The following is a 20,358-nucleotide window of genomic DNA, read 5'->3' on the forward strand; positions in this document are numbered from 1 at the left end:
CCTGCGGCTCTGGTGGGCCGCGTTGACAACGCAGACGAAGCTACCAGGTGCACTAGTGCACCGGCAAGTGGTGAACTAGTGCACTGTTACGATGGCCGCCTGACCTGGTGTTCTAGTGCACTGATAGCGTGGGTGCACTAGTACGCTGGACCGTGCAGAAGGAGGCGCACGTGCCATCGATCGAACGACCTGAGCCGCCGTACTTGCAGGTGGTCCGTCACATCCGCGAGCAGATCAAGTCTGGTCAGCTCAAGGACGGTGATCGCGTGCCGTCTACGCGAGAGATCGCCACCACGTGGAACGTGGCCATGGCCACGGCAACGAAGGTGCTGGCCACGCTCCGCTCCGAAGGTCTCACGCGTGCTGAGCAGGGCGTTGGCACAGTTGTGCAGACAAAGCAGGCCCTGCACCTTTCGGCGCAGGATCGCGCGATCTCCATTCACCGCACCGGCAAGATCTACCCAGACGGGCACTACGCGAAGATCCGCAGCGCTGAACTCCGCCCTGCACCCGAACTTGTCGCTGACGCGCTCGGCCTCGAACTGGGCGCACCCGTCATCCGTCGCGAGCGCACCACGTACACGGCTGAGGACACGCCTGTCTCAACGTCGGTGTCGTGGTTCGACGGGGCATTGGCCGGCGTCGCGCCTAAGCTCCTGTCGACGGAGCGGCTGAAGCAGGGGACAACTCGGTATGTCGAGGAACAGACTGGACGTGTAGCCGTGGGCACCTATGCACAGCACGCGGCGGGCTTCGCGTCAGATGACGACGCGGAGTCCTTGAACGTGCCGCCGCAGTCCGCAGTTCTGATCAGCCGCAATCGTTATGTGGACCGTGACGGTGGCGTTGTCGAGTACGGCGAGTCAACCGCACTTCCGGGACACTGGGTTTTCTACGAGTACACCAACGAGGGCACCGCATGAAGCACATCCACAGCGGCAAGGTTCGAGACCTGTACGAGTTGGACGGCGGCGACATTCTGCTTGTCGCGTCCGATCGAGTCTCGGTCTATGACGTCTCGCTGCCAACTCCGGTGCCCGACAAGGGTGCGCTGCTGACGCAGTTGTCCGCGTGGTGGTTCGACCGGCTGAGCCACGTCGTGCCCAACCACGTCATCTCGACCACGGATGTACCTGCTGAGTTCGCCGGGCGGGCAGTTCGTTGCAAACCGCTGCAGATGATCCAGGTTGAGTGCATCGCCCGCGGCTACCTGGTGGGTCTTGGTTTGCGCGAGTACCGGCGTGACGGCGCTGTCTCCGGTGTGCAGCTACCGTCTGGACTCGTTGAGGCCGATCGTTTGCCTGAGCCGATTTTCACGCCAACGACGAAGATCTCGGAGACCGGGCATGACGAGTTCATGACCTTTGGTGATGTCGTCAACATGGTCGGCAAGGAAACAGCCGATCGGCTCCGGGACCTGACGATCGAGATCTACCAGGCTGGCGCAGAGCACGCCTTGAAGAACGGCATCATCATCGCCGACACGAAGTTGGAGTTCGGCATTGACTCGGACGGCGTTCTGACGCTGGGCGATGAGGTGCTGACGTCGGACTCCTCGCGGTTCTGGCCGGCCGATGAGTGGACACCTGGACGCACACAGCATGCGTTCGACAAGCAGTACGTGCGTGACTGGTCGATGACCACCGGGTGGGACCAGACGCCACCCGGCCCGGCGATGCCGCCCGAGGTCGTGGAAGCAACGCGGCAACGGTACGTCGAGGTGTACGAGCGAATCACCGGGAAGAAGTGGGACGACAGGGAGGCCGTGTGATGGAGGAGAGGCAGCACTACTCATCCAAGCACCTGATCGAAGATGTCGTCGGGCTGTTGAAGGCGAGAGGCTTGGAGCCGCAGCGCGATCCTGCGCTGCGCTGGGATCGCAGCATCGGCGCCAGCAGGCTTCTGCGTGGGTTGGGGATCGCGGACCTGGAAGACCACCAGGGCGCGCTGGATCCCGACAGTTCGATCAACTACAACCGTCGCATCCACGGCGACTAACTGAAAGTGGTTAGCCCCCAGGCCCCTGTGATCGGCTTAAGGCCGGTGGCGGGGGCCTTTTCCAGCCTGCGGTTCGTACATGCCAGCGGCAGAGGCAACCTGTACGTGTGCCTGAACTAACTCAATTAAGAGCTTAATAAAAACCGCTCAAAACGATACCTTGCGCACGACTCGCACTTGAAGTATAAAGGATCATGCCTACCTCTGCCGCAGATATAGAATCCGCAGGCCACTATCAACCCTTTGTTTCCTTCCAAAAATGGATAGACTTTGACCACAGCAGAGGCATCTCACCCAATGTAATGCGGCTAGACGCAGCGCTGCGCTCATTCACAGAATCCACCACAGCCGCGCAAAGCCAAGTGGTCGAAAGAGTCAACAAACGTCTGGCACGCCAAGCCGCAGCTGAGTCAGTGGCCGTTGAGGGTTTCTACGAACTAAAGCCCGGCGAGAGTCGCTCAATCGCGGTAGACGCAGCGAATTGGCAGCAAATCCTGTCGCGTCAATCCGACGTAGGCGAGATGCTATTCTCCTCACAACTTGATGCGTTCGACTACGTAAGCCTGCATATTCAAGAAGGATCCCTAGTCACTGAACGGTTCGTCAGGGAGTTGCACGAAATATCCTGCAAGGCTCAGGATACATATACGGTGCACGTCCCGAACGCCAGTGGCGGATACACAGAGCAGCAGCGCGCGCTACGTAAAGGTGAATACAAAGACGAACAGAACGTTGTCACCCAGCGCGGAGGAAATACGTTCTGGTACTGTCCCCCTGAGTTGGTCCCTGTCGAGATGTCACGCTTCATCGACGAATTGCGATCAAGTCGCTTTGTCGAATTTCAGCCTCAGTACCAGATCGCCTACGCCCACTACGCACTTGTTCACATCCATCCGTTTAGCGACGGAAATGGCCGCGTAGCACGAGCACTTGCTTCCTATTACAGTCAACTCGCTTTCGGAGTTCCATTTATCGTCTACTCCGACCGGAAGCAGACGTACTTCCAGGCACTCGAAGCGACTGGGCGCGGGGACTGGCAAATGCTCACTGAATACGTCGAAGATCGCACAATTTTGACACTAGATTTCGCTCGGCGAGAAGTGAACTCAACCGGCGCGAACACACCAGAAGCTCAAACCGCGCACCTCATCGCCACCATTGAGAAACATCGCGGAGAGGTAGTGGCGAATCTACTTGAAGTATCTCAATCCGTCCGCACAGTACTTGAACAAAAGGTGAGGAGTGCGGTAGCCAAAATATCTGATATCACCAAGGACTCCGGGGTTCGATACACGGTCGAAGACGGCACAAGATATGACAATCCCGGAGGCGTCGGATACGGGGTTGCCGCACCGATAACAAAACTTATAGTCAGTTTCGCAGCGATCCCGGAAGCGTACGCCCGAACACTTTTTTACACTCTATACACAACCGATGTTGCCGAGAGATTCTGCGTCGAGGTTGCGGTCGCAGATGGCACGCTATCGTTCTATATTGGCGGCGACGGTCGGCATAACGGAACAGATTCACTCGGCCTTCAATACGAGGACTGCCACCCCACCTTGACATCTGGCACAGTTGACCAGATTGACCTTCTTGTCGACTCGGCAATTGCAGCGACTATTGCGCGTCTTCAGGAGAAGATGCACCTGATACTTCGGCGCGCCGGGCGCCTCGACCCACCCTGATGTTCTTCGCTGGATGCGCCGTTGACTCACGCAGGGAAGAAAGTCCACTATGGACTACTCAGTCTCATGGGCAGTCTCATACATGGTCGTTCAGGAGCGTTCACCCTTGACCGGGCGGAGCTGCTGACCAGCAAAAAGGACCTCAGCGAATGTGTCCGTACGATCATGCCAGCTCCTTGAAAGCGGGAGACGGGCAACCGTCCGGGGGTTCAAATCCCTCCGCTTCCGCTCGTGGGTGAGGTGGGTCGACGGAAAGCGTCGACCGTCCTCGCTCCAGGTGTCTTCTGGGGGCCGAGCCCCCAGACCCCAGCCGGGGCCCGCCCCGGACCCCGGCCAGGCCTTTCTGGGTCGTTCAGCGGCGCGCCACGGCCAGCAACCGGTGGCTGCCGACCTTGAACGCACCCCCATCGGTGTCGCCGAACAGCTCGACAGACGCGAACCCGGCCGCCCGCAGCATCCGAGTCAGCTCACCAGCCGTGTAGACGTGCTGCACGGCGGTAGACCGCTGCATCCGCACCCCGTCGCTGAAGGTGAAGTCGATCAGCAGCCGCCCCGACGCGACGTCGTACGAGTTGACGGCGACCATGTCGACGCCACCCGCGGACAGCTCGATCGAACCCGGCAACGACGGCAGCAACGACTCCGCCGCACACGAATAATCGATCACGAGGACCGGTGCGGCAGCCGCGAGATCCGCCAGAAAGCGGCAGGATCCCGGGTGATCCAAATAGCCGAAACTGTTGCCCATGCAAAGAGCCAGATCTGCGCGAACGCCCTGAGACGCCAGCGAGGAAATGTCTCCCAGCCGCCAGTCCAATGCGGGGGCCTGCGCGCGGGCGTGTTCGATGGCCTCGGCGGAAATGTCGACACCGGTCACGGTGTAACCGCGGCGAGCCAGCTCGATGCTGTGCCTGCCGCTTCCGCACGGCGCGTCCAGCACGCGGGTCCCGTCGGCGAACCCGACGACGAAGTCGATCTCGGCGACCGTCTGGGAGGGCTGGACCGCGCCGCGCCAGAAGGTGTTGGCGAGGTCGGTGAAGAACGAGGTGTACCAAGTCAAGGTAGAAGCTCCTGGTGCGCACAAAACACGTAAAGGGACGTGTGTGTCACCGGGTACGGCGAAGGCACCCGGTGTGTCCGGGGGTGCCCATGGCATCGACCTCGTCTGGGTGAGTGCGTCAGAAGGCTCTACTCAAGCACACCCGCGCCGACCAGCAGAAGCGATTTAAGAGACGGAACGCGGCGTGGAGAAGCGGATCATGTTCCCCGACGGGTCGCGGAACGCGCAGTCGCGGACGCCGTAGAACTGGTCGATCGGCTCCTGCATCACCTCGGCGCCGGCCGCGCGGACCTGTTCGAACTTCGCGTCCACGTCGTCGATCTCGAAGATGATGCCCTGCAGGGATCCCTTGGCCAGCAACGCGTTCAGGGCCTCGTAGTCGGTCGGCGGGATGGGCAGGCCGATGCGGGACAGGCCGATCTCGATGTCCGGCTGGTCCGCCGGACCCACGGTGAGCCAGCGGTAGTCCTCCACGGACTCGTCGGTGCGCACTTCGAGGCCGATGACGTCGCGGTAGAACTTCAGGGCGGCGTCCTGGTCGTGGACGAAGAGGAACGTGTGCGAAAGCTTCATGCCACGAGACCCTAGGTAGAGCTGGGGCGCGTCGCTTCTCGAAACCTGCTCGGTCGCGTCAGGCCCTTCAGGTGGCATCCCGGTACCGCGGCCAGCGAGTCGTGCACGCGTGCCCGGTAGGCGGAGGGGGTTTCGCCGACGAGTTCGGTGAAACGGGCCGAGAACGAGCCGAGGGACGTGCAGCCGACCGCCATGCAGACCTCGGTCACCGACAGGTCGCCCAGGCGCAGCAACGCCTTCGCGCGCTCGATTCGCCTGGTCATGAGGTAGCCGTACGGGGTCTCGCCGTAGGCGGCGCGGAACTGGCGGGCGAAGTGGGAGGGTGACATCAGGGCGGCGCGGGCCATGGCGGGTACGTCCAGCGGCTTGGCGTACTCGCGGTCCATCAGGTCGCGCGCCCGGCGCAGGTGCGCGAGGTCCGAAGGCGTCACGACGACCAGCATGCCACCGAGGGCACAGCTGTCCGCGCTCTGCTCACGCTTTTCTCCGGCCGAAGGTTGCCCTCGTCCCAAATAATCTTGCGTGTTTTTTCGTGACCTCTTGACGCTTCCCCGGACACTGTGCGTGCGGTACTTTTCGCACGTCCAGCTGGCGCGTGCGGGGGCGTTGACGTCGGCGGACTGCATTGTCACGGGGGTCTTGGGGGATTCATTGTCCGGGAGATCGGTCGGCCGCGCTCTGCTCAGGTTCGCCGCTTTGACGACCGCGGCCGCGATGGCATTCGGCTCAACGTCCGTTGCTGCGTTCGGGCAAACCGAACCGACGGCCACGAGCACACCGCCGGCCGAGACCCCGACGCCCCAGCCGACCTCGCAGACGCCCCCGCCCCCGCCGCCGAGCAACGAACCGGCGCCCCCGCCGATCCAGCTGGCGACCACCGGCAGCGTGAGCGGCGTGCTGTACGCCGACAAGGACCGCAACGGGCGGCAGGACCCCGGTGAGGCGATCGCAGGTGGCACGGTCACGATCTTCGGCGGCAGCGACAGCTCCGAGCACAAGGCCATCAGCGCCACCGACGGCAAGTTCGCGTTCCGCGATCTCACGCCCGGGACCTACCACCCCACCTACACGCTGGCCGACGGCTGGGTCGTGCACCACACCACGGCCGCCGGCGACCTGATCACGGTCGCCGCGAACCAGACGACCGAGGTGTCCGCACGGGCTGAGCGGCCCTTCTCGGAACAGCTCAAGGTGACCGCGTCGCTCGACCGCGAGAGCTACAAGCACCCGGCGAACGCGACGATCAAGCTGCAGCTCACCAACACCACCGACCGCCCGATCGACGGCATCCAGGCGGCCTGCGACCGCGAGGAGTCCGCGAACTCGCTCGGCCGCGCCGAGGGCTGGAAGCAGCTGAAGGGCAGCGGGCTCCGGATCGAAGCCGGTGACCAGCGCACGATCTTCATCGTCGAGGAGATCCCGGCGGGCGCCCGTGAGCAGGGTTCCGTCACGCTCGACTGCGACTTCGCACCGTTCGTCAACTGGAACCCCGACGGCCCGTCCGTGCACGACGAGGCGGCGGTCACCGGTGGCGTCGGCGGCTACACGATGCTGCTCGGCTACGACTGGAACGCCGACAACCGCGTCGACCCGGCCGAGGCCATCCACGGTGCGGAGGTCGTGCTGCTGCACCAGCAGACCGGCGTGCAGGTCGCCGAGGGGCGCAGCGGGCAGGACGGCAAGATCGAGTTCACCGGGCTGGCGCCCGGCGAGTACCGGGCGGTGGTCCTCGGCGGGTGGGCGTTCCGCGATGCCGGTCAGGATCTCGTGCGCATCACCGGCGAGCAGGGGTCCGGCTACCGGATCCTGAAGTACGCGAGGCCAGCGGACCTGCGCGGCGCGGTGAAGTTCGAGAAGACGCGCTACGAGTCGCACGAGACGGTGCGCATGTGGCTGACCGTCACGAACATCGGTGGCCAGACCGCTGAGCGCGCCCGCCTGGAGACGCCGATCAGGGAACTGGACATCCCCGAGTCGCAGTGGGGCGAGTTCGGCTACGGCGGTGCGGGCATCCGGATCCCCGCCGGCGAGTCCCGCACGTTCGAGGTCACGGGCAAGATCCGCGACATCTACGGCGGCCAGCTGCGCTTCTGGCGGTGGATCAGCTACCTGGGCCGGCCGAACCCGCACAACAGCGGGTTCGAGGGCCTGGCCGAGGTCGTGCAGACCAGGGGCGACATCACCGGCGTCGTCTACACCGACCGGAACCGCAACGGCCAGCAGGATCACGGCGAGGCTGCCGCGGACGTCGTCGTCGAGGCCAACGGCGGTGCGCCGCACGGCTACTTCAAGACCACCACGGACGTCTCCGGCCGCTTCTCGTTCAACGGCGTTCCGTCCGGCTCGTACTGGGTCGGGTACACGCTGGCCGACGGGTGGCTCGTGCACATCGAGGGCGATGGCCCGCAGAGCTGGGTGGAGCCGGGAGCCTCGGTCCAGCTCACCGCACGCGCGGAGCGGCCGTACCGCGAGACGTTGAAGGCGACCGTGGTGCTCGACAAGGCCACCTATGCGGTCGGCGACCTCGCGAAGATCACCATCACGCTGACGAACACCGGCGACCGCGAGATCAGCGGCATCCAGGCCGCGTGCAACAGGATCGGCGACGGCAACCACCTCGGCGGCAGCGACGAGGACCCGATGACCGGCTGGGGCGATCTGAGCTACTGGGGCAAGGGCGTGACGGTCGGCCCCCGAGAGACCCGGACGTTCGTCGTCACCGAGAAGGTGCCCACGGCGGCGCGCAACAAGCGCAGGGTGGTCATCGCCTGCGACTTCGCGCCGAACCCCGGCTACAACACCGATGGCCCGTACGGCTTCGACTGGGCCAGCGTGCCCGGTGGGTCTGGCGGTCTGACGGGACCGCTGTACCACGACCGCAACGGCAACTACGTGGTCGACGCGGGCGAGGCCATCCCCAACACCCGGATCCTGCTGCTCACCGACAAGGAGAACGGCTTCGCCGTCGCCGAGACGGTGTCGGACGACCAGGGCACGGTGCGCTTCGAGCAGGTTCCGCCGGGCAACTGGTGGGCGTGGGTCGACGGGCCGTGGAAGTTCGAGGGTGAGTGGGGCGGCCACGTGCAGGTCTTCGGCGACGTCGTCGCGAGCTCCGGCTTCCCGGTCGTGCCCGGCCCGCCGCCCGGACCCGAGCCGGGTGGCGACCCCGGCACCGGCGATCCCGTGGACACCGGCGACACCGACGACAGCGCCGGTGGTGGCACGGGCAGTGCGCTCGCCAAGACCGGTGCCAGCGTGCTCGGGCTCGGTGTGCTCGCCGTGCTGCTCGTCGCCTTCGGCCTCGGCGCTCGCGTAGCCGGCCGCCGCAGGACTTCTTGATCCATCCGCACTACTCATGGGAACCAGATGTCCGAGAGATCCGCGAGAACTGGCCTGCTCAGATTCACGGCCCACGCCGGCGCGGCGATGCGCCGCAAGTCCGCACTCAAGTAGCGCCGAGTGCGTTACACCTTGAGTCCAACCTCACAAGCTCCCTCCACAGTGGAACGTTTGAGGCCGGAAAGGGCTTCCACCTGCGGCGAAGCTGAGGTAGCTTGACCGCGTTCTGCAGACACGTGCGGGGGCTTCGACGTCTGCGAGCCACACCGACTTCGGTCATGGGGGATTTTTCTGTCCGAAAGAACGGTCAGCCGTGCCCTGCTCAGAATCGGGGCTTTGACCACCGCCGCGCTGCCGGAGTTCGGTGGTGCCACCACCGGCGCGCTCGCGCAGGTGGTCCTCGAGGGTCCGTGGCGGGTCGACTACCGCCGGATCAGCAACAAGTTCTTCCTCGTCAAGGCGCGCGAGGAGCTGCAGGTGCAGTTGCTCTTCCGGGTGCCGGGTCCCGAGGCAGAGGACCCCGGCCATCTGTTGCCGGAGGACCAGGAACCCGGCACGAACACTCCTCCCGTCAAGGCTTCCGCGGGTGGTGGCGACGAGGCGCTGGCCAAGACCGGTGCCAGCGTCCTGGGACTGGGCGTGCTCGGCGCGCTGCTCGTGGCGTTCGGCTTGGGCGCCAGCGTGTTCGGCAGTCGCAGGACTGCATAACAACTGAATTCGCACGTGGCCGGTGCTCGTCACGAGTGCCGGCCACACCATCCTCGGAACTAGGGGGATTCATTGTCAGAGAGATCGATCAGCCGCGCCCTGCTGAGAGCCGGGGCCCTGACCACCGCTGTCGTCCTGGCGTTCGGCGGAGCCACCACCGGTGCGCTCGCGCAGGAGCCGGAGACGCCGACGTCGAGCGTCGAACCGGCGCCGACGCCTACGAGCGAGCCGAGCACGCCTCCGTCCACAACGGACCCGGCGCCGCCGTCACCGACCGAGTCCACGCCGCCGTCCTCGAGCGAGCCCACGCCACCGAGCGAACCGTCCGCACCCGCGGAACCGAGCACGCCGGTGCCGTCCACGACTCCGTCCACCTCGACTCCGTCCATTCCGGACACAAAGCCGGAGGAGGAGAAGAAGGAAACGCCGCCCGCCGCTCTCACCGGCGAGCCGCGTCCGGATCTCTCCGTGACGGTCACGCCTGACAAGCCGGAGTTCCTGCCCGCCGAGGACATCGGACTCACCCTCACTGTCAAGAACAAGGGTGAGGCGCCGGCGACGGACATCAGGCTCGGCTACGAGTCCAGCCAGGCCTGGCTGGCCGCCGGCGCCGCTGACCTGAGCAGCCGCCCGTCGCTCGCGCCGGGTCAGGAGAAGTCCTTCCGCGTGGCCCTGCGGCCGACGTCGTCAACCTCGGACTCGGTGCATTTCCAGTTCCGCGCGACCGTGGACGGCGTCGGCGACCCGACGCCGGGCGACAACGGCACGAGCACTCACCTGACGATCCGCCAGCTCAAGGGCACCGTCACCGGTGTGCTCTACACCGACACGAACGGCAACGGCGCCTTCGACCAGGGCGAGGGCCTGCCGAATGTCACGTTCGGCACCAAGGACGGCTCACCGGACAGCTCGAACTGGAGCTACACCGACGCCAACGGCAAGTTCAACATGTGGAGCGTCGTCGCGGGCAAGCACACCGTGGTGAACGTCGACAACTACAGGTACGCGGTGCAGCCCGGTTTCACCGACTTCGTGGTGGAGCACAACAAGGAAACGAAGCTCGCGCTGCCCGTGGTCGCCCCGGTCCGCAACTCGTTGTCTGCGACCATGGCGTTCGACAAGGCGTCGTACCACGTCACGGACGAGGTCGGGCTGAACATCACGCTGAAGAACTCCGGCACCCAGCCGCTCCACCGCGTGGTCGCGGTCTGCGGTGGCGGCCTCTCCGGCCCGGAGTTCCTCAACAGCGACAACTTCTCGCAGCTGCACCCGGACGGCGAAGGCGTCACCGTGCCGGCGGGTGGTGAGACCAAGGTGTTCGTCACCACGAACATGCCGAAGATCAACAACCCGTGGATCTACGCCAACTGCTGGTTCGGCAACGTCGGCCGCAACATCGGCACCTACACGTGGGTGGGCAACGTGTCCGCGAAGGTGCACGGCCTGCACGGTGACTACTCCGGCCGGGTCGTGAACGCCGAGACCGGTGCCCCGATCCCCAACGCGCGCGTCAACGTGCTCGACCCCGTCACGCGCCGCCCGCTCAAGGACGTCATCAACGCCGACGGCAACGGCAACCTGAGGATCTACGGCCTGACGCCGGGCAAGACCGTCCTCCAGGTCGCCGGCACGTGGAAGCCGCAGGACGGCAACGAGTTCGTCATCGACGTCGTCGCCGACACCACGACGACCCGCGATCTCACCGTCGTGCCGAGCGACGTCGTGGTTCCCGACGCCGGTCACCGTCCCGACATGGCGATCACCATGAAGTTCGACAAGGACACCTACGACATCGCCGAGCCGATGCGGGTCAACGTCACGGTGAAGAACGTCGGCACCGGTCGCGAGGCCGAGGTACGCCTGGAGAACGACTACCAGAACCCGAACATGCGACTGCTGGAGTTCGACCGGTCGCAGTTGGGCGAACTCGCCGACACCACCAAGAAGGTGTTCCTGTGGCCGGGTGAGAGCCGTGAGATCACGGTGGTCGGCACCGCGCCGTACTTCATGGGCAACGACGACAAGGTGTCGCTGGCGCTCAGGCTCTTCACCCCGATCGACCACGGTCCCGCCAACAACTCCGCGTCGGCGACGGCCTCGGTCACGTACAAGAGCGGTGACGCGGCAGTCGTGCTGTACGCCGACGCCAACAAGAACAAGCGCAAGGACGCGGACGAGCGGACGTTCTCGAACGCACGGGTGTTCGTCAACGGCGGGAACCGGCCGTACAAGTCGGTGGAGGCCACGACCGACGCATCCGGGCGCGCGGTGTTCACCGACCTGCCCGTCGGCCTGTTCCAGGTGTACGCCGAGTACCTCGACGGCTGGGTGCGGCCTTCCCGCGACCAGATGACCGTGAGCGCCGACGCCGAGACCGTGTTCGAGCTCGGTGCGGAGCGTCCGCTGTCCGACAACTTCTTCGCGACGTTGAACTTCACGAAGGAGGAGTACGCGGCGGGCGAGAGGTTCGAGGCCGACATCACGCTGGAGAACCGCACCGGTGCGGACCTGCCCGCGGTGAACGCGCTCTGCAGCGGTCCCGGCGAGCCGGGCGAGATCTACAACGACGGTTCCGGCTGGGGCGGTCTGGCCTGGGACGGTGGCGGTGTGTCGGTCCCGAACGGCGAGAAGCGCACCTTCCGGGTCTCGGGTGACCAGCCGAAGGAGTCGGCGTCCATCGGTTACGCGACCCTTCACTGCTCCTTCGCTCCCGACTTGTCGGACCCCGGTGCCGCCCACGCGGGCGACGAGTTCCGGGTGCCCGGCCTGCGCGCCGACGCCGTCGGCATGCTGCTGACGGACGGCCCGAACGGTGAGGTCCCGAAGGACAAGACGACCGTCGTCGTGGTCGACTCCGGTACGAAGAAGGTTGTCGCGCGCACGGTCACGGACGCGGACGGCAAGTTCGGGGTCACGCAGCTGCCGGTCGGCAAGTACGACGTGGTCGTCCCCGGCCCGTGGAAGGTCGAGATCCGCCGGATGAACCCGTGGTTCCTCGTGCGGGCCGGCGGTGAGAGCTGGGTGCAGCTCTTCCACCTCGTGCCCGGTCCCGAGGTCGAGGACCCCGGCTACCCGCTGCCGGAGGACCAGGTCACCGTCACCCCGCCGGCCCCGGCTGGTCCGGCCGGTCCGGCCGGCGCCGGTGGTGCCGGTGGTTCGGGTGACGCGCTCGCCAAGACCGGTGCCAGCGTGCTCGGCCTCGGTGTCATCGGCGCGTTGCTCGTGGCCTTCGGGCTCGGTGCCAGCGTCATGGGGCGGCGTCGCACGGCATAGCTGAAATCCCCCTGCAGGGCCGGCACTCACGCTGAGTGTCGGCCCTGTGTCATCAGCGCCACACTTCGCCGTCCCGAGTGGAGTGTTAGCGTCGCTAACCGTTGGGTACCTGGGGGTGACATGACGGTCTGGGAAGCAATCGCGGTGGTGATCGCGGGTGTGTTCGCAGGCGGTATCAACACCGTCGTCGGCAGCGGCACGCTCGTGACCTTCCCGGTGCTTCTCGCCGTCGGCTATCCACCCGTGGTCGCGAACGTCTCCAACAGCCTGGGTCTGGTGCCCGGCTCGTTGTCCGGCGCGTGGGGGTACCGCGAGGAGCTCAAGGGGCAGAAGAGCCGGATCGCGCGGCTGCTGCCCGCGTCGATCCTGGGCGGGATCGTCGGCGCCATCCTGCTGGTGACACTGCCGGACAAGGCGTTCACCGCGATCGTGCCGGTGCTGATCGTGATCGCGCTGGTTCTCGTGGTGATTCAGCCGTGGCTCAACCGCAAGCTCGCTCACCGCAGAAGCCACAACGACGGCGGCGTGCTGCTGTGGATCGGGGTGTTCGCCGCGGGCATCTACGGCGGCTACTTCGGGGCCGCCCAGGGCGTGCTGGTCATGGGGCTCATGGGGGTGCTCGTCGCCGAGCACCTGCAGCGGCTGAACGCGGTGAAGAACCTGCTGACCGCGTTCGTGAACCTGGTCGCCGGCGTCATGTTCATCTTCATCGCCGACGTGGCGTGGCTCGCGGTGGCGCTGCTGGCCGCCGGGTCGGTGGTCGGCGGCCAGATCGGGGCCAAGATCGGCCGCAAACTCCCACCCGCCGTGCTGCGCGGCGTCATCGTGGTGGTGGGAGTCGCGGCGATCGTTCAGCTGCTCATGAAGTGAACGCGCGGGCTGCGGCCAGGAAGGCGTCGTTCTCCTCCGGCTCGCCGATCGTCACGCGGGTGCCCTCGCCCACGAACGCGCGCACGACGACCTTGTGCGCCAGGCAGTGCTCGTTGAACGCGGCCGTGCGCTCGCCCAGCGGCAGCCACACGAAGTTCGCCTGCGTCTCCGGCACCTCGTAGCCCATCGCCAGCAGCTCGCCGCGAACCCGCGTGCGCTCCGCGACGATCGCGCGGCAGCGGACCATCAGCTCGTCCTCCGCGTCCAGCGAGGCCATCGCGGCGACCTGCGCGAGGGCGTTCACCGAGAACGGCACGTAGACCTTGCGCAGCGCTTCGGCGACCTGCGGCTGGGCGACCGCGTAACCGATCCGCAGGCCCGCGAGGCCGTACGCCTTGGAGAACGTCCGCAGCACCGCCACGTTGTCACGACCGGCTGCCCACTGCTGCTTCGCGAGCTCGACGCCGTCCGGGACGTGCGCGTCGTCGACGAACTCCTTGTAGGCCTCGTCGAGCACCACGAGAACGTCGTTCGGCACCTTCGCGATGAACGCCTCGATGTCCTCGGTGCGCAACGCCGTACCCGTCGGGTTGTTCGGGTTGCAGACGAACACCATGCGCGTGTTCGGCGTGATCGCCGCGGCCATCGCGTCGAGGTCGTGCACGTGACCTTCGGTCAACGGCACCCGGACCTGCTTCGCTCCCGCCACGTGCGTGACGATCGGGTAGGCCTCGAACGACCGCCACGCGAACAGCACCTCGTCGTTCTCGGTGCAGGTCGCCTGGACGAGCTGCTGGCACAGGGTCACCGAGCCGCAGCCGATGGCCAGGTGGTCGGCAGGAACGCCGAGCTTGTCGGCGAGCCTGCCCGTGAGCTCGGTGCAGCCGGTGTCCGGGTACCGGTTGATGGCGGTGGCCGCCTCGGCGATCGCTTTGACGACGCTGGGGAGCGGTCCGGCGGACACCTCGTTGCTCGCGAGCTTGATGGCGCCGGGGATGGTCCTGCCGGGCACGTAGGACGGCAGGGACGCCAGGTCAGCACGGGTTCGCACGGTCATGCACGCGATCCTCGCATTGCTCCGTCCGATTGGTCACGTTGACTTGAGTTCACCCTCACGTGCAAGGGTGGAAAACATGACCATTACCCGCACCGAGACGCTATCCCTCACCGACGGCCGTGAGCTGCGGGTGACGATCGGCGAACCCGAGTCCGCCGTCCGTGGCGGGCTGGTGGTGCTGCACGAGGCCCGCGGTATGACCGCGGGGGTGCGGACGCTCGTCAGCAGTCTGGCCGCGGAGGGCTGGCTCGCCATCGCGCCGCACCTCTACGACGCGGACCGCGTGCACGGCGACGACATCAGGGACCAGGTCAGCAAGCTGTCGGGAGACCGGTTGCTGGAGGACACCGACGTCGCGTTCGTCTGGCTGGGACAGCAGGGCGTGAGCCCGGACCGCATGGGTGTCGTCGGTTTCGACACCGGCGGCACCGTCGCGATGGTGGTCGCCGCGAGTCGCACGATCGGGGCAGCGGTCACCGTTCAGGGACCGGGCATCCTCGAACCGCTCTCGGACGGACTGCCGGCGCTGGTGGACGTCGCGGGTGACCTCACGTGTCCGTGGCTGGGCATCTACCGCGACGACGACTCGGAAGAAGTGAGCAAGCTTCGAGATGCGGTGATCAGCTCCGAAACCGCTTCGGATGTGGTCCGATTCGACGTTTCCAGTGACGAAGCCTGGGTTCGTGCGCTGAACTGGTTCGACGCGCACATGAGGTAAGAGTCTTTACGGCGGATTGGAACCGAACCGTACTCCAGGTACATCTAAGGGATGCTTCGGACGGCTGACTGGGTGTAGCTGTGAGTAACACTCAGTGCTGCGGTGACGAGTAAGCAGTGCAGGGGGTTGTGAGGGATGGCTGAAGGCACTGGGACAGGCACTGAGACACCCGCGGTCTCGGCGGCGGCGACGACCACTCCGCTGAGCGCGGAACAGCTAGCGGCGGTGAAACCCGTTCTCCAGCACCAGATGCTGGTGGACAAGGCGGTGGCGAGCAGCGCCGCGGCCAAACTCGACCAGGCGGCGGACAGCGGCAAGCTGACGCTCGACGAGGACGCCGCGGATGCGTTGATCAAGGCGGTCGATGCCGCGCGCGACCAGGTGATGGACCTGTGGAAGCGCTCGAGCGACCAGCTTGCGACACCGCTGCAGTTCGGCGAGAACCCGGTCGCGAAGGCGATCAGCGCGCGGTTCTCCGAACTCGCCGTCGGTGAGGACTCCGGCGCGGCGAAGGCGTTGCTGGACCTCTACAAAGTCCTCGACGACATCAGCAACGCGCTGAGCAAGAACCGCGACAACACCCGCAACGCCGACGAGGAAGCCCAGCAGGGCTTCAAGAACGCCGGAGGGTCCTGGTGAGTCAGGGATCGCACGACAACAAGGGCAACGGCAACAGCGGCAAGGACGACAAGTCCCCCTACGACGACCAGAACCACCGCGAGAAGCTGTACGAGCCGATCGACTGGATGACGTTCTCGCACGTGGACCTCTACAACATGGTGCACACGGGCGTGAACCTCGCCGGTGCCCAGGCCGCGGCGACGAACTGGCAGAAGATCGCCGAGGACATCTCCGGTGTGCGGACGAACTTGCTCAAGGCCGTCGAGGACTCCGCGGTCGGCTGGGACAGCGAGTCGGCCCGGCTCGCCCGTGACGGTCTGACCCAGGTCACCAACTGGGTCGACGACACCGCGCACTACGCGCAGAAGGTCTCCGCGGCGATCACGACGGAGACCAACAACGTCGAGGCGGCCCGTGCCGCGATGCCACCGCCTCCCAAGGCGCCGGAACCGCCGGTGCCGGTGGAACCGCAGATCCCGCGGTCGGCTCTGCGCGACCGGCTGACGATGATCGACGGGGTGAGCGGGTTCGGTGGCATCGAGGACCTGAGACGCGACGCGCGGCTCGTGCAGACCACGGGCGAGTTCTCCGGCTTCGAGAACCTCGGCACCAGCACGGTCGACACGCTCGCCGCTGCCGACGCCTCGCACCGCGTCGCGGCGGACGTGATGGCGGCGTTCCAGCGCAACTCGGCCGCCGTCGACCAGACCGTGCCCGCGCAGTTCACGCCTCCGGTGAACCCGGTCAACCCGAACCCGACGCTGGGTGGTCCCGACACCGGTACCCGCACCCCGCCGCCGGACACCAGCACCGGTGGTGGAGCCGGCGGACCGGTCACGACCACGCCCGGCAGCACGAACCGCGGCACCACGAACACGTCGTCCCGCAGCTACGGCGGCGGTGCCGGTGTTCGCGGTGGTGGCGGAGGCTTCGGCGGTGGCATGGCCGGACGGACCTTCGTGCCGGGCAGCGGCAACCAGGCCGGTGGCGGTGGTGGTGCAGGCGGCAGCGGTGGCGCGGGTCTCGCGGCCGGTGTCAACGAGCGCTCCGGCGCGGGTGCCGCCGCGGCTGCCGCGTCGTCCGCGACCGGTGGCCAGACCAGGGCGTTCCAGAACCCGCTCGCGATGGGTGCGGCGCCGATGGCCGGTGCACCCGCGGCGGCGCAGGGCCGTGACGACGAGCGCGAGCACAAGAGCGCGAGCTACCTGGAAGAGGACGACAACGTCTTCGGCTTGGACCGCAAGGCGGCCCCGCCGGTGATCGGTCAGTGAGCGAACGCCAGTTCACGGTGAGTTCGCAGGAGTTCTTCCTGCTCTGGCAAGCCGTGCACGGCGAGGACCGCGTCGTGCCGCTCGGCACGCCCCACGTGGGCGCCACCCGAGCGGCGCGGCAGCGCCTCGTGGAAGAGAGCTCGCAGACCCTTCACGCCCGCGGGCTGGGCACCGTGCACCGTCCGGACCCGGACCTGCGCGCGTTGATCAGCGGCCTCGGCGAGTTCGACCGCGCGCTGGAGATCGCCTACTTCAAGGGCACCGAACTGGCCCGCGGCATCGCGTGCGCGGGCTGGACCGGCGCGTTCGCCGCCCGCGTGAACAACGACGTGCACCTGTACGCGTTCCGCCCGAACGCGCTGGCTTCGGCCACGGTGTCATCGTTGCCAGGCCTCGCGCCCGGCAGCGGCCGTTCCGTGAACGTGCGGTGGGACGACTACGTGCGCGCGGGCAAGGCCGGTGAGCAGGACGGCAAGCAGGCGTTCCTGGACGTGCTGCGCGCGGCTGGCATCCGCGAACCGGAAGCGCACGCCCTGATGCGCATCGTGACGTCCCGGATAGGTGGCGGCGAACTGGGCCTCACCGCTCGCAACCGCGACGGCGTGCCTCGTCCGACGGGTCGTTCGGTGTCGTGGCTGGACACCCGCGAAGGCCGCTACCTCCTCCGCAAGCAGGACGGCTGGCTCGTGCTGGCCCCGGCCGACGCCTCGCGGCTGACCTCGGCCGTGGACGAGCTCCTCGCGGCGGGGTAGTTCCACACTGATGGTGGACGTCCTGTCCGCCAATCACACATGGACGTGCGGTTCTGCCTCAACTAGACATGGGGCATGACCGACACCGACGTCGAACTGCTGTGGCGCCCCGACCCCACGAGGGACAACGGGATGACCGCCTTCCGCTCGTGGTTGCGCGATCGCGGGCACGACTTCCCCGACTACGAGTCGCTGTGGGAGTGGTCCGTCTCCGATCTCGACGGGTTCTGGGGCGCCATAGCTTCGTACTTCGACGTCCGGTTCCACTCCGCTCCCGAGCGCGTGCTGGGCTCCGCGGACATGCCGGGCGCCCAGTGGTTCCCGGGTTCGACGCTGAACTACGCCGAGCACGCCCTGCGCCGCGGTGCCGACGACGAGCTCGCCGTGATCTTCCACCGCGAGGACGGCTTCACCTCGTCGCTGACCTTCGGCACCCTGCGCTCGCGGGTGGCCGCTTTCCGGGCCGCCCTGGCCTCTCTGGGCGTCTCCGCCGGCGACCGGGTGGTGGCGCTCGTCCCCAACGCTCCCGAGGCCTTGATCGCCTTCCTGGCGGCCGCATCGCTGGGCGCGACGTGGTCCTCCTGCTCCCCGGACTTCGGCGCACGAGCCGTCGCCGACCGCTTCACCCAGATCTCGCCCGTGGTGTTCGTCGCCGTCTCGGGCTACGTCTACAACGGACGGTCCTTCGACTGCCGCCCGGTCGTCGAGGAGATCCGCTCGCAGATCCCCTCGCTGCGCGCCACGGTGTTGATCGACTACCTGGACAACGGCGCTTCCCTGCCGGACACGCTGTCGTTCTCGGAGCTGGTTTCCACACACGAGGGCGCGCCGCTGGAGTTCACACCGGTGCCGTTCGACCACCCGCTGTGGGTGCTCTACTCGTCCGGCACCACGGGCCTGCCCAAGGGCATCGTCCAGGGCCACGGCGGCATCGTCCTGGAACACCTGAAGATGCTCGCCCTGCACAGCGACCTGGGCCCCGGCGACCGCTTCTTCTGGTTCACCACGACCGGCTGGATGATGTGGAACTACCTGGTCGGTGGCCTCCTGGTCGGCACCACGATCGTCCTGTACGACGGCAGCCCGGCCCATCCGTCGCTGAACACGTTGTGGCACTTGGCCGAACAACACCGCGTGACCTACTTCGGCACCTCGGCCCCGTACGTCCAGTCGTGCCTGAAGGAGGGCCTCGACCCGTCCTCCCGCTACGACCTGACGGGCCTGCGCGTCGTCGGCTCGACCGGCGCACCCCTCACCCCGGAAGGCTTCCGCTGGATCGCCTCCGCCGTCGGCAAGGACGTCCAGATCGCCTCGGTCTCCGGCGGCACCGACCTCTGCACGGCGTTCGTGGCGGCCTCCCCGGACCGCCCGGTCTGGCTGGGTGAACTCTCCTGCCGAGCCCTTGGCGCCGCGGTCTTCGCGTTCGACGAGGCCGGCAATGCGGTGGAGGACACCGTGGGCGAGCTGGTGATCACCAAGCCGATGCCGTCCATGCCGGTCTTCTTCTGGGACGACGAGGACGGCTCGCGGCTGCGCGACGCGTACTTCGACACCTACCCCGGAATCTGGCGCCACGGCGACTGGATCCGCATCACCCCGCGCGGCTCGGCGGTGATCTACGGTCGCTCCGACTCGACCCTGAACCGAGGCGGCGTCCGCATGGGCACCTCGGAGTTCTACCGCGTCGTCGAGTCGATCCCGGGCGTCGTCGACTCCCTGGTGATCGACACCTCCGGCGTCTCCGAGGGCGAGCTGCTGTGCTTCGTCGTGCTGGACGGCGTCTCGTTGTCCGACGTGGAACCGTTGCTGCGCAAGGAATTGCGCTCGTCGCTTTCTCCGCGTCATGTCCCGAACCGCTTCGTGGCGGTGGCCGAGATCCCGCGGACGTTGAACGGCAAGAAGTGCGAGGTGCCGGTGAAGAAGATCCTCGCCGGCGTCGACCCGGATCGCGCCGTCAGCCGCGACGCCCTCCGCAATCCCGAGTCCCTCCAACCGTTCCTGGAACTCGCCTCGGGATGATCTAGGTCACTCCTGATCCGGTGAACAGGCGTTTAACGCCCCTCTCGAGGTCCTCGCGCGTGCCCTGACCAGCGCGTTCATGTCTTCGAGGGGGGCGTTTTGCAACTCGGTTGAGGACCTGTGTAACCTATGCGTCGTGGCCAAGGATGGTCCCGGGAGGCTTCGCCTAGTCTGGTCTATGGCGCCGCACTGCTAATGCGGTTTGGGGTAACCCCCCATCCCGGGTTCAAATCCCGGAGCCTCCGCAAGGCCGAGCCTCTTGAGGATCGGTTATAATTGAAGACCTGCGCTCGTAGCTCAACGGATAGAGCATCTGACTACGGATCAGAAGGTTACAGGTTCGAATCCTGTCGAGCGCGCAGCTCAGAGGCCCGGCACCAAGTGGTGCCGGGCCTCTGTGTCTCATTTTGG

General features: G+C 66.5%; 18 protein-coding genes and 2 tRNA genes. 15 read left to right on the forward strand and 5 right to left on the reverse strand.

The window, feature by feature from the left end; translation table 11 throughout:
* Nucleotides 1–170 precede the first annotated feature (170 nt).
* The 4 genes from C8D87_RS43775 (at nt 171) to C8D87_RS43790 (ending at nt 3,686) form a co-directional block, all read left to right on the forward strand.
* Nucleotides 171–923 (forward strand): GntR family transcriptional regulator, encoded by a 753-nt coding sequence (locus C8D87_RS43775; RefSeq protein ID WP_112232511.1) that lies wholly within the window; start codon nt 171–173, stop codon nt 921–923.
* On the forward strand, nt 920–1,771 hold the full coding sequence (locus C8D87_RS43780; RefSeq protein ID WP_112232484.1) for a phosphoribosylaminoimidazolesuccinocarboxamide synthase: 852 nt from the start codon (nt 920–922) through the stop codon (nt 1,769–1,771). The genes C8D87_RS43775 and C8D87_RS43780 overlap by 4 nt, the downstream gene beginning before the upstream one ends.
* Nucleotides 1,771–1,998 (forward strand): hypothetical protein, encoded by a 228-nt coding sequence (locus C8D87_RS43785; protein ID WP_112232486.1) that lies wholly within the window; start codon nt 1,771–1,773, stop codon nt 1,996–1,998. Before C8D87_RS43780 ends, C8D87_RS43785 begins: the two co-directional genes overlap by 1 nt.
* 194 nt (nt 1,999–2,192) lie before the next feature.
* Nucleotides 2,193–3,686, forward strand: coding sequence for a Fic family protein (locus C8D87_RS43790; protein WP_112232488.1), 1,494 nt, complete (start codon nt 2,193–2,195; stop codon nt 3,684–3,686).
* A gap of 352 nt (nt 3,687–4,038) precedes the next feature.
* Here the strand turns inward: C8D87_RS43790 and C8D87_RS43795 are convergent, their stop codons facing one another.
* The 3 genes from C8D87_RS43795 to C8D87_RS43805 all read right to left on the reverse strand — a co-directional run bounded on the left by C8D87_RS43795 (nt 4,039) and on the right by C8D87_RS43805 (nt 5,762).
* Nucleotides 4,039–4,746: a class I SAM-dependent methyltransferase gene (locus C8D87_RS43795; RefSeq protein WP_233442574.1), complete on the reverse strand. Its 708-nt coding sequence runs from the start codon at nt 4,744–4,746 to the stop codon at nt 4,039–4,041.
* 165 nt (nt 4,747–4,911) lie between these two features.
* Nucleotides 4,912–5,319, reverse strand: a complete 408-nt coding sequence (locus C8D87_RS43800) for a VOC family protein (RefSeq protein ID WP_112232492.1) — start codon at nt 5,317–5,319, stop codon at nt 4,912–4,914.
* An 11-nt stretch (nt 5,320–5,330) separates the two neighbouring features.
* A complete protein-coding gene (locus C8D87_RS43805) occupies nt 5,331–5,762 on the reverse strand; it encodes a helix-turn-helix transcriptional regulator (protein WP_211337126.1) in 432 nt (143 codons plus the stop codon).
* Nucleotides 5,763–6,033: 271 nt separating this feature from the next.
* On the opposite strand from C8D87_RS43805, the gene C8D87_RS43810 reads away from it, so the two are divergent.
* Both C8D87_RS43810 and C8D87_RS43815 read left to right on the forward strand, forming a co-directional pair.
* The gene (locus C8D87_RS43810) at nt 6,034–8,658 is read left to right on the forward strand and encodes an SdrD B-like domain-containing protein (protein WP_112232494.1); all 2,625 of its coding nucleotides are present in this window, start codon (nt 6,034–6,036) and stop codon (nt 8,656–8,658) included.
* Between the two features lie 336 nt (nt 8,659–8,994).
* On the forward strand, nt 8,995–9,366 hold the full coding sequence (locus C8D87_RS43815) for a hypothetical protein (protein WP_109630621.1): 372 nt from the start codon (nt 8,995–8,997) through the stop codon (nt 9,364–9,366).
* 59 nt (nt 9,367–9,425) lie between these two features.
* Here the strand turns inward: C8D87_RS43815 and C8D87_RS46605 are convergent, their stop codons facing one another.
* Complete coding sequence (locus C8D87_RS46605; protein ID WP_170154711.1) at nt 9,426–9,740, reverse strand: hypothetical protein; 315 nt, start codon at nt 9,738–9,740, stop codon at nt 9,426–9,428.
* Between C8D87_RS46605 and C8D87_RS43820 the strand changes: the two genes are divergently transcribed.
* Nucleotides 9,718–12,639 (forward strand): hypothetical protein, encoded by a 2,922-nt coding sequence (locus C8D87_RS43820; RefSeq protein WP_170166807.1) that lies wholly within the window; start codon nt 9,718–9,720, stop codon nt 12,637–12,639. The genes C8D87_RS46605 and C8D87_RS43820 overlap by 23 nt on opposite strands.
* A gap of 120 nt (nt 12,640–12,759) precedes the next feature.
* Nucleotides 12,760–13,509, forward strand: a complete 750-nt coding sequence (locus tag C8D87_RS43825) for a sulfite exporter TauE/SafE family protein (protein ID WP_112232497.1) — start codon at nt 12,760–12,762, stop codon at nt 13,507–13,509.
* Here C8D87_RS43825 and hisC read toward each other — a convergent pair.
* The gene (hisC, locus tag C8D87_RS43830; RefSeq protein WP_109630630.1) at nt 13,499–14,566 is read right to left on the reverse strand and encodes a histidinol-phosphate transaminase; all 1,068 of its coding nucleotides are present in this window, start codon (nt 14,564–14,566) and stop codon (nt 13,499–13,501) included. The two genes, C8D87_RS43825 and hisC, sit on opposite strands and share 11 nt — an antisense overlap.
* 76 nt (nt 14,567–14,642) lie before the next feature.
* Between hisC and C8D87_RS43835 the strand changes: the two genes are divergently transcribed.
* The 7 genes from C8D87_RS43835 (at nt 14,643) to C8D87_RS43865 (ending at nt 20,306) form a co-directional block, all read left to right on the forward strand.
* Nucleotides 14,643–15,284, forward strand: coding sequence for a dienelactone hydrolase family protein (locus C8D87_RS43835; RefSeq protein ID WP_109630634.1), 642 nt, complete (start codon nt 14,643–14,645; stop codon nt 15,282–15,284).
* 135 nt (nt 15,285–15,419) lie between these two features.
* Entirely contained in the window at nt 15,420–15,923 is a 504-nt protein-coding gene (locus tag C8D87_RS43840; protein ID WP_146231383.1) for a hypothetical protein, read from the forward strand.
* Nucleotides 15,920–17,176 (forward strand): PPE domain-containing protein, encoded by a 1,257-nt coding sequence (locus C8D87_RS48800; RefSeq protein WP_109630641.1) that lies wholly within the window; start codon nt 15,920–15,922, stop codon nt 17,174–17,176. The genes C8D87_RS43840 and C8D87_RS48800 overlap by 4 nt, the downstream gene beginning before the upstream one ends.
* Entirely contained in the window at nt 17,173–17,928 is a 756-nt protein-coding gene (locus C8D87_RS43850) for an ESX secretion-associated protein EspG (RefSeq protein WP_112232499.1), read from the forward strand. The genes C8D87_RS48800 and C8D87_RS43850 overlap by 4 nt, the downstream gene beginning before the upstream one ends.
* Before the next feature lie 75 nt (nt 17,929–18,003).
* Entirely contained in the window at nt 18,004–19,947 is a 1,944-nt protein-coding gene (locus tag C8D87_RS43855) for an acetoacetate--CoA ligase (protein ID WP_112232501.1), read from the forward strand.
* A gap of 155 nt (nt 19,948–20,102) precedes the next feature.
* Nucleotides 20,103–20,192: transfer RNA gene (locus tag C8D87_RS43860), tRNA-Ser, on the forward strand.
* A gap of 41 nt (nt 20,193–20,233) precedes the next feature.
* Nucleotides 20,234–20,306, forward strand: a tRNA-Arg gene (locus tag C8D87_RS43865).
* Nucleotides 20,307–20,358 lie beyond the last annotated feature (52 nt).

The organism is Lentzea atacamensis, from assembly GCF_003269295.1.
GTDB lineage: Bacteria > Actinomycetota > Actinomycetes > Mycobacteriales > Pseudonocardiaceae > Lentzea > Lentzea atacamensis.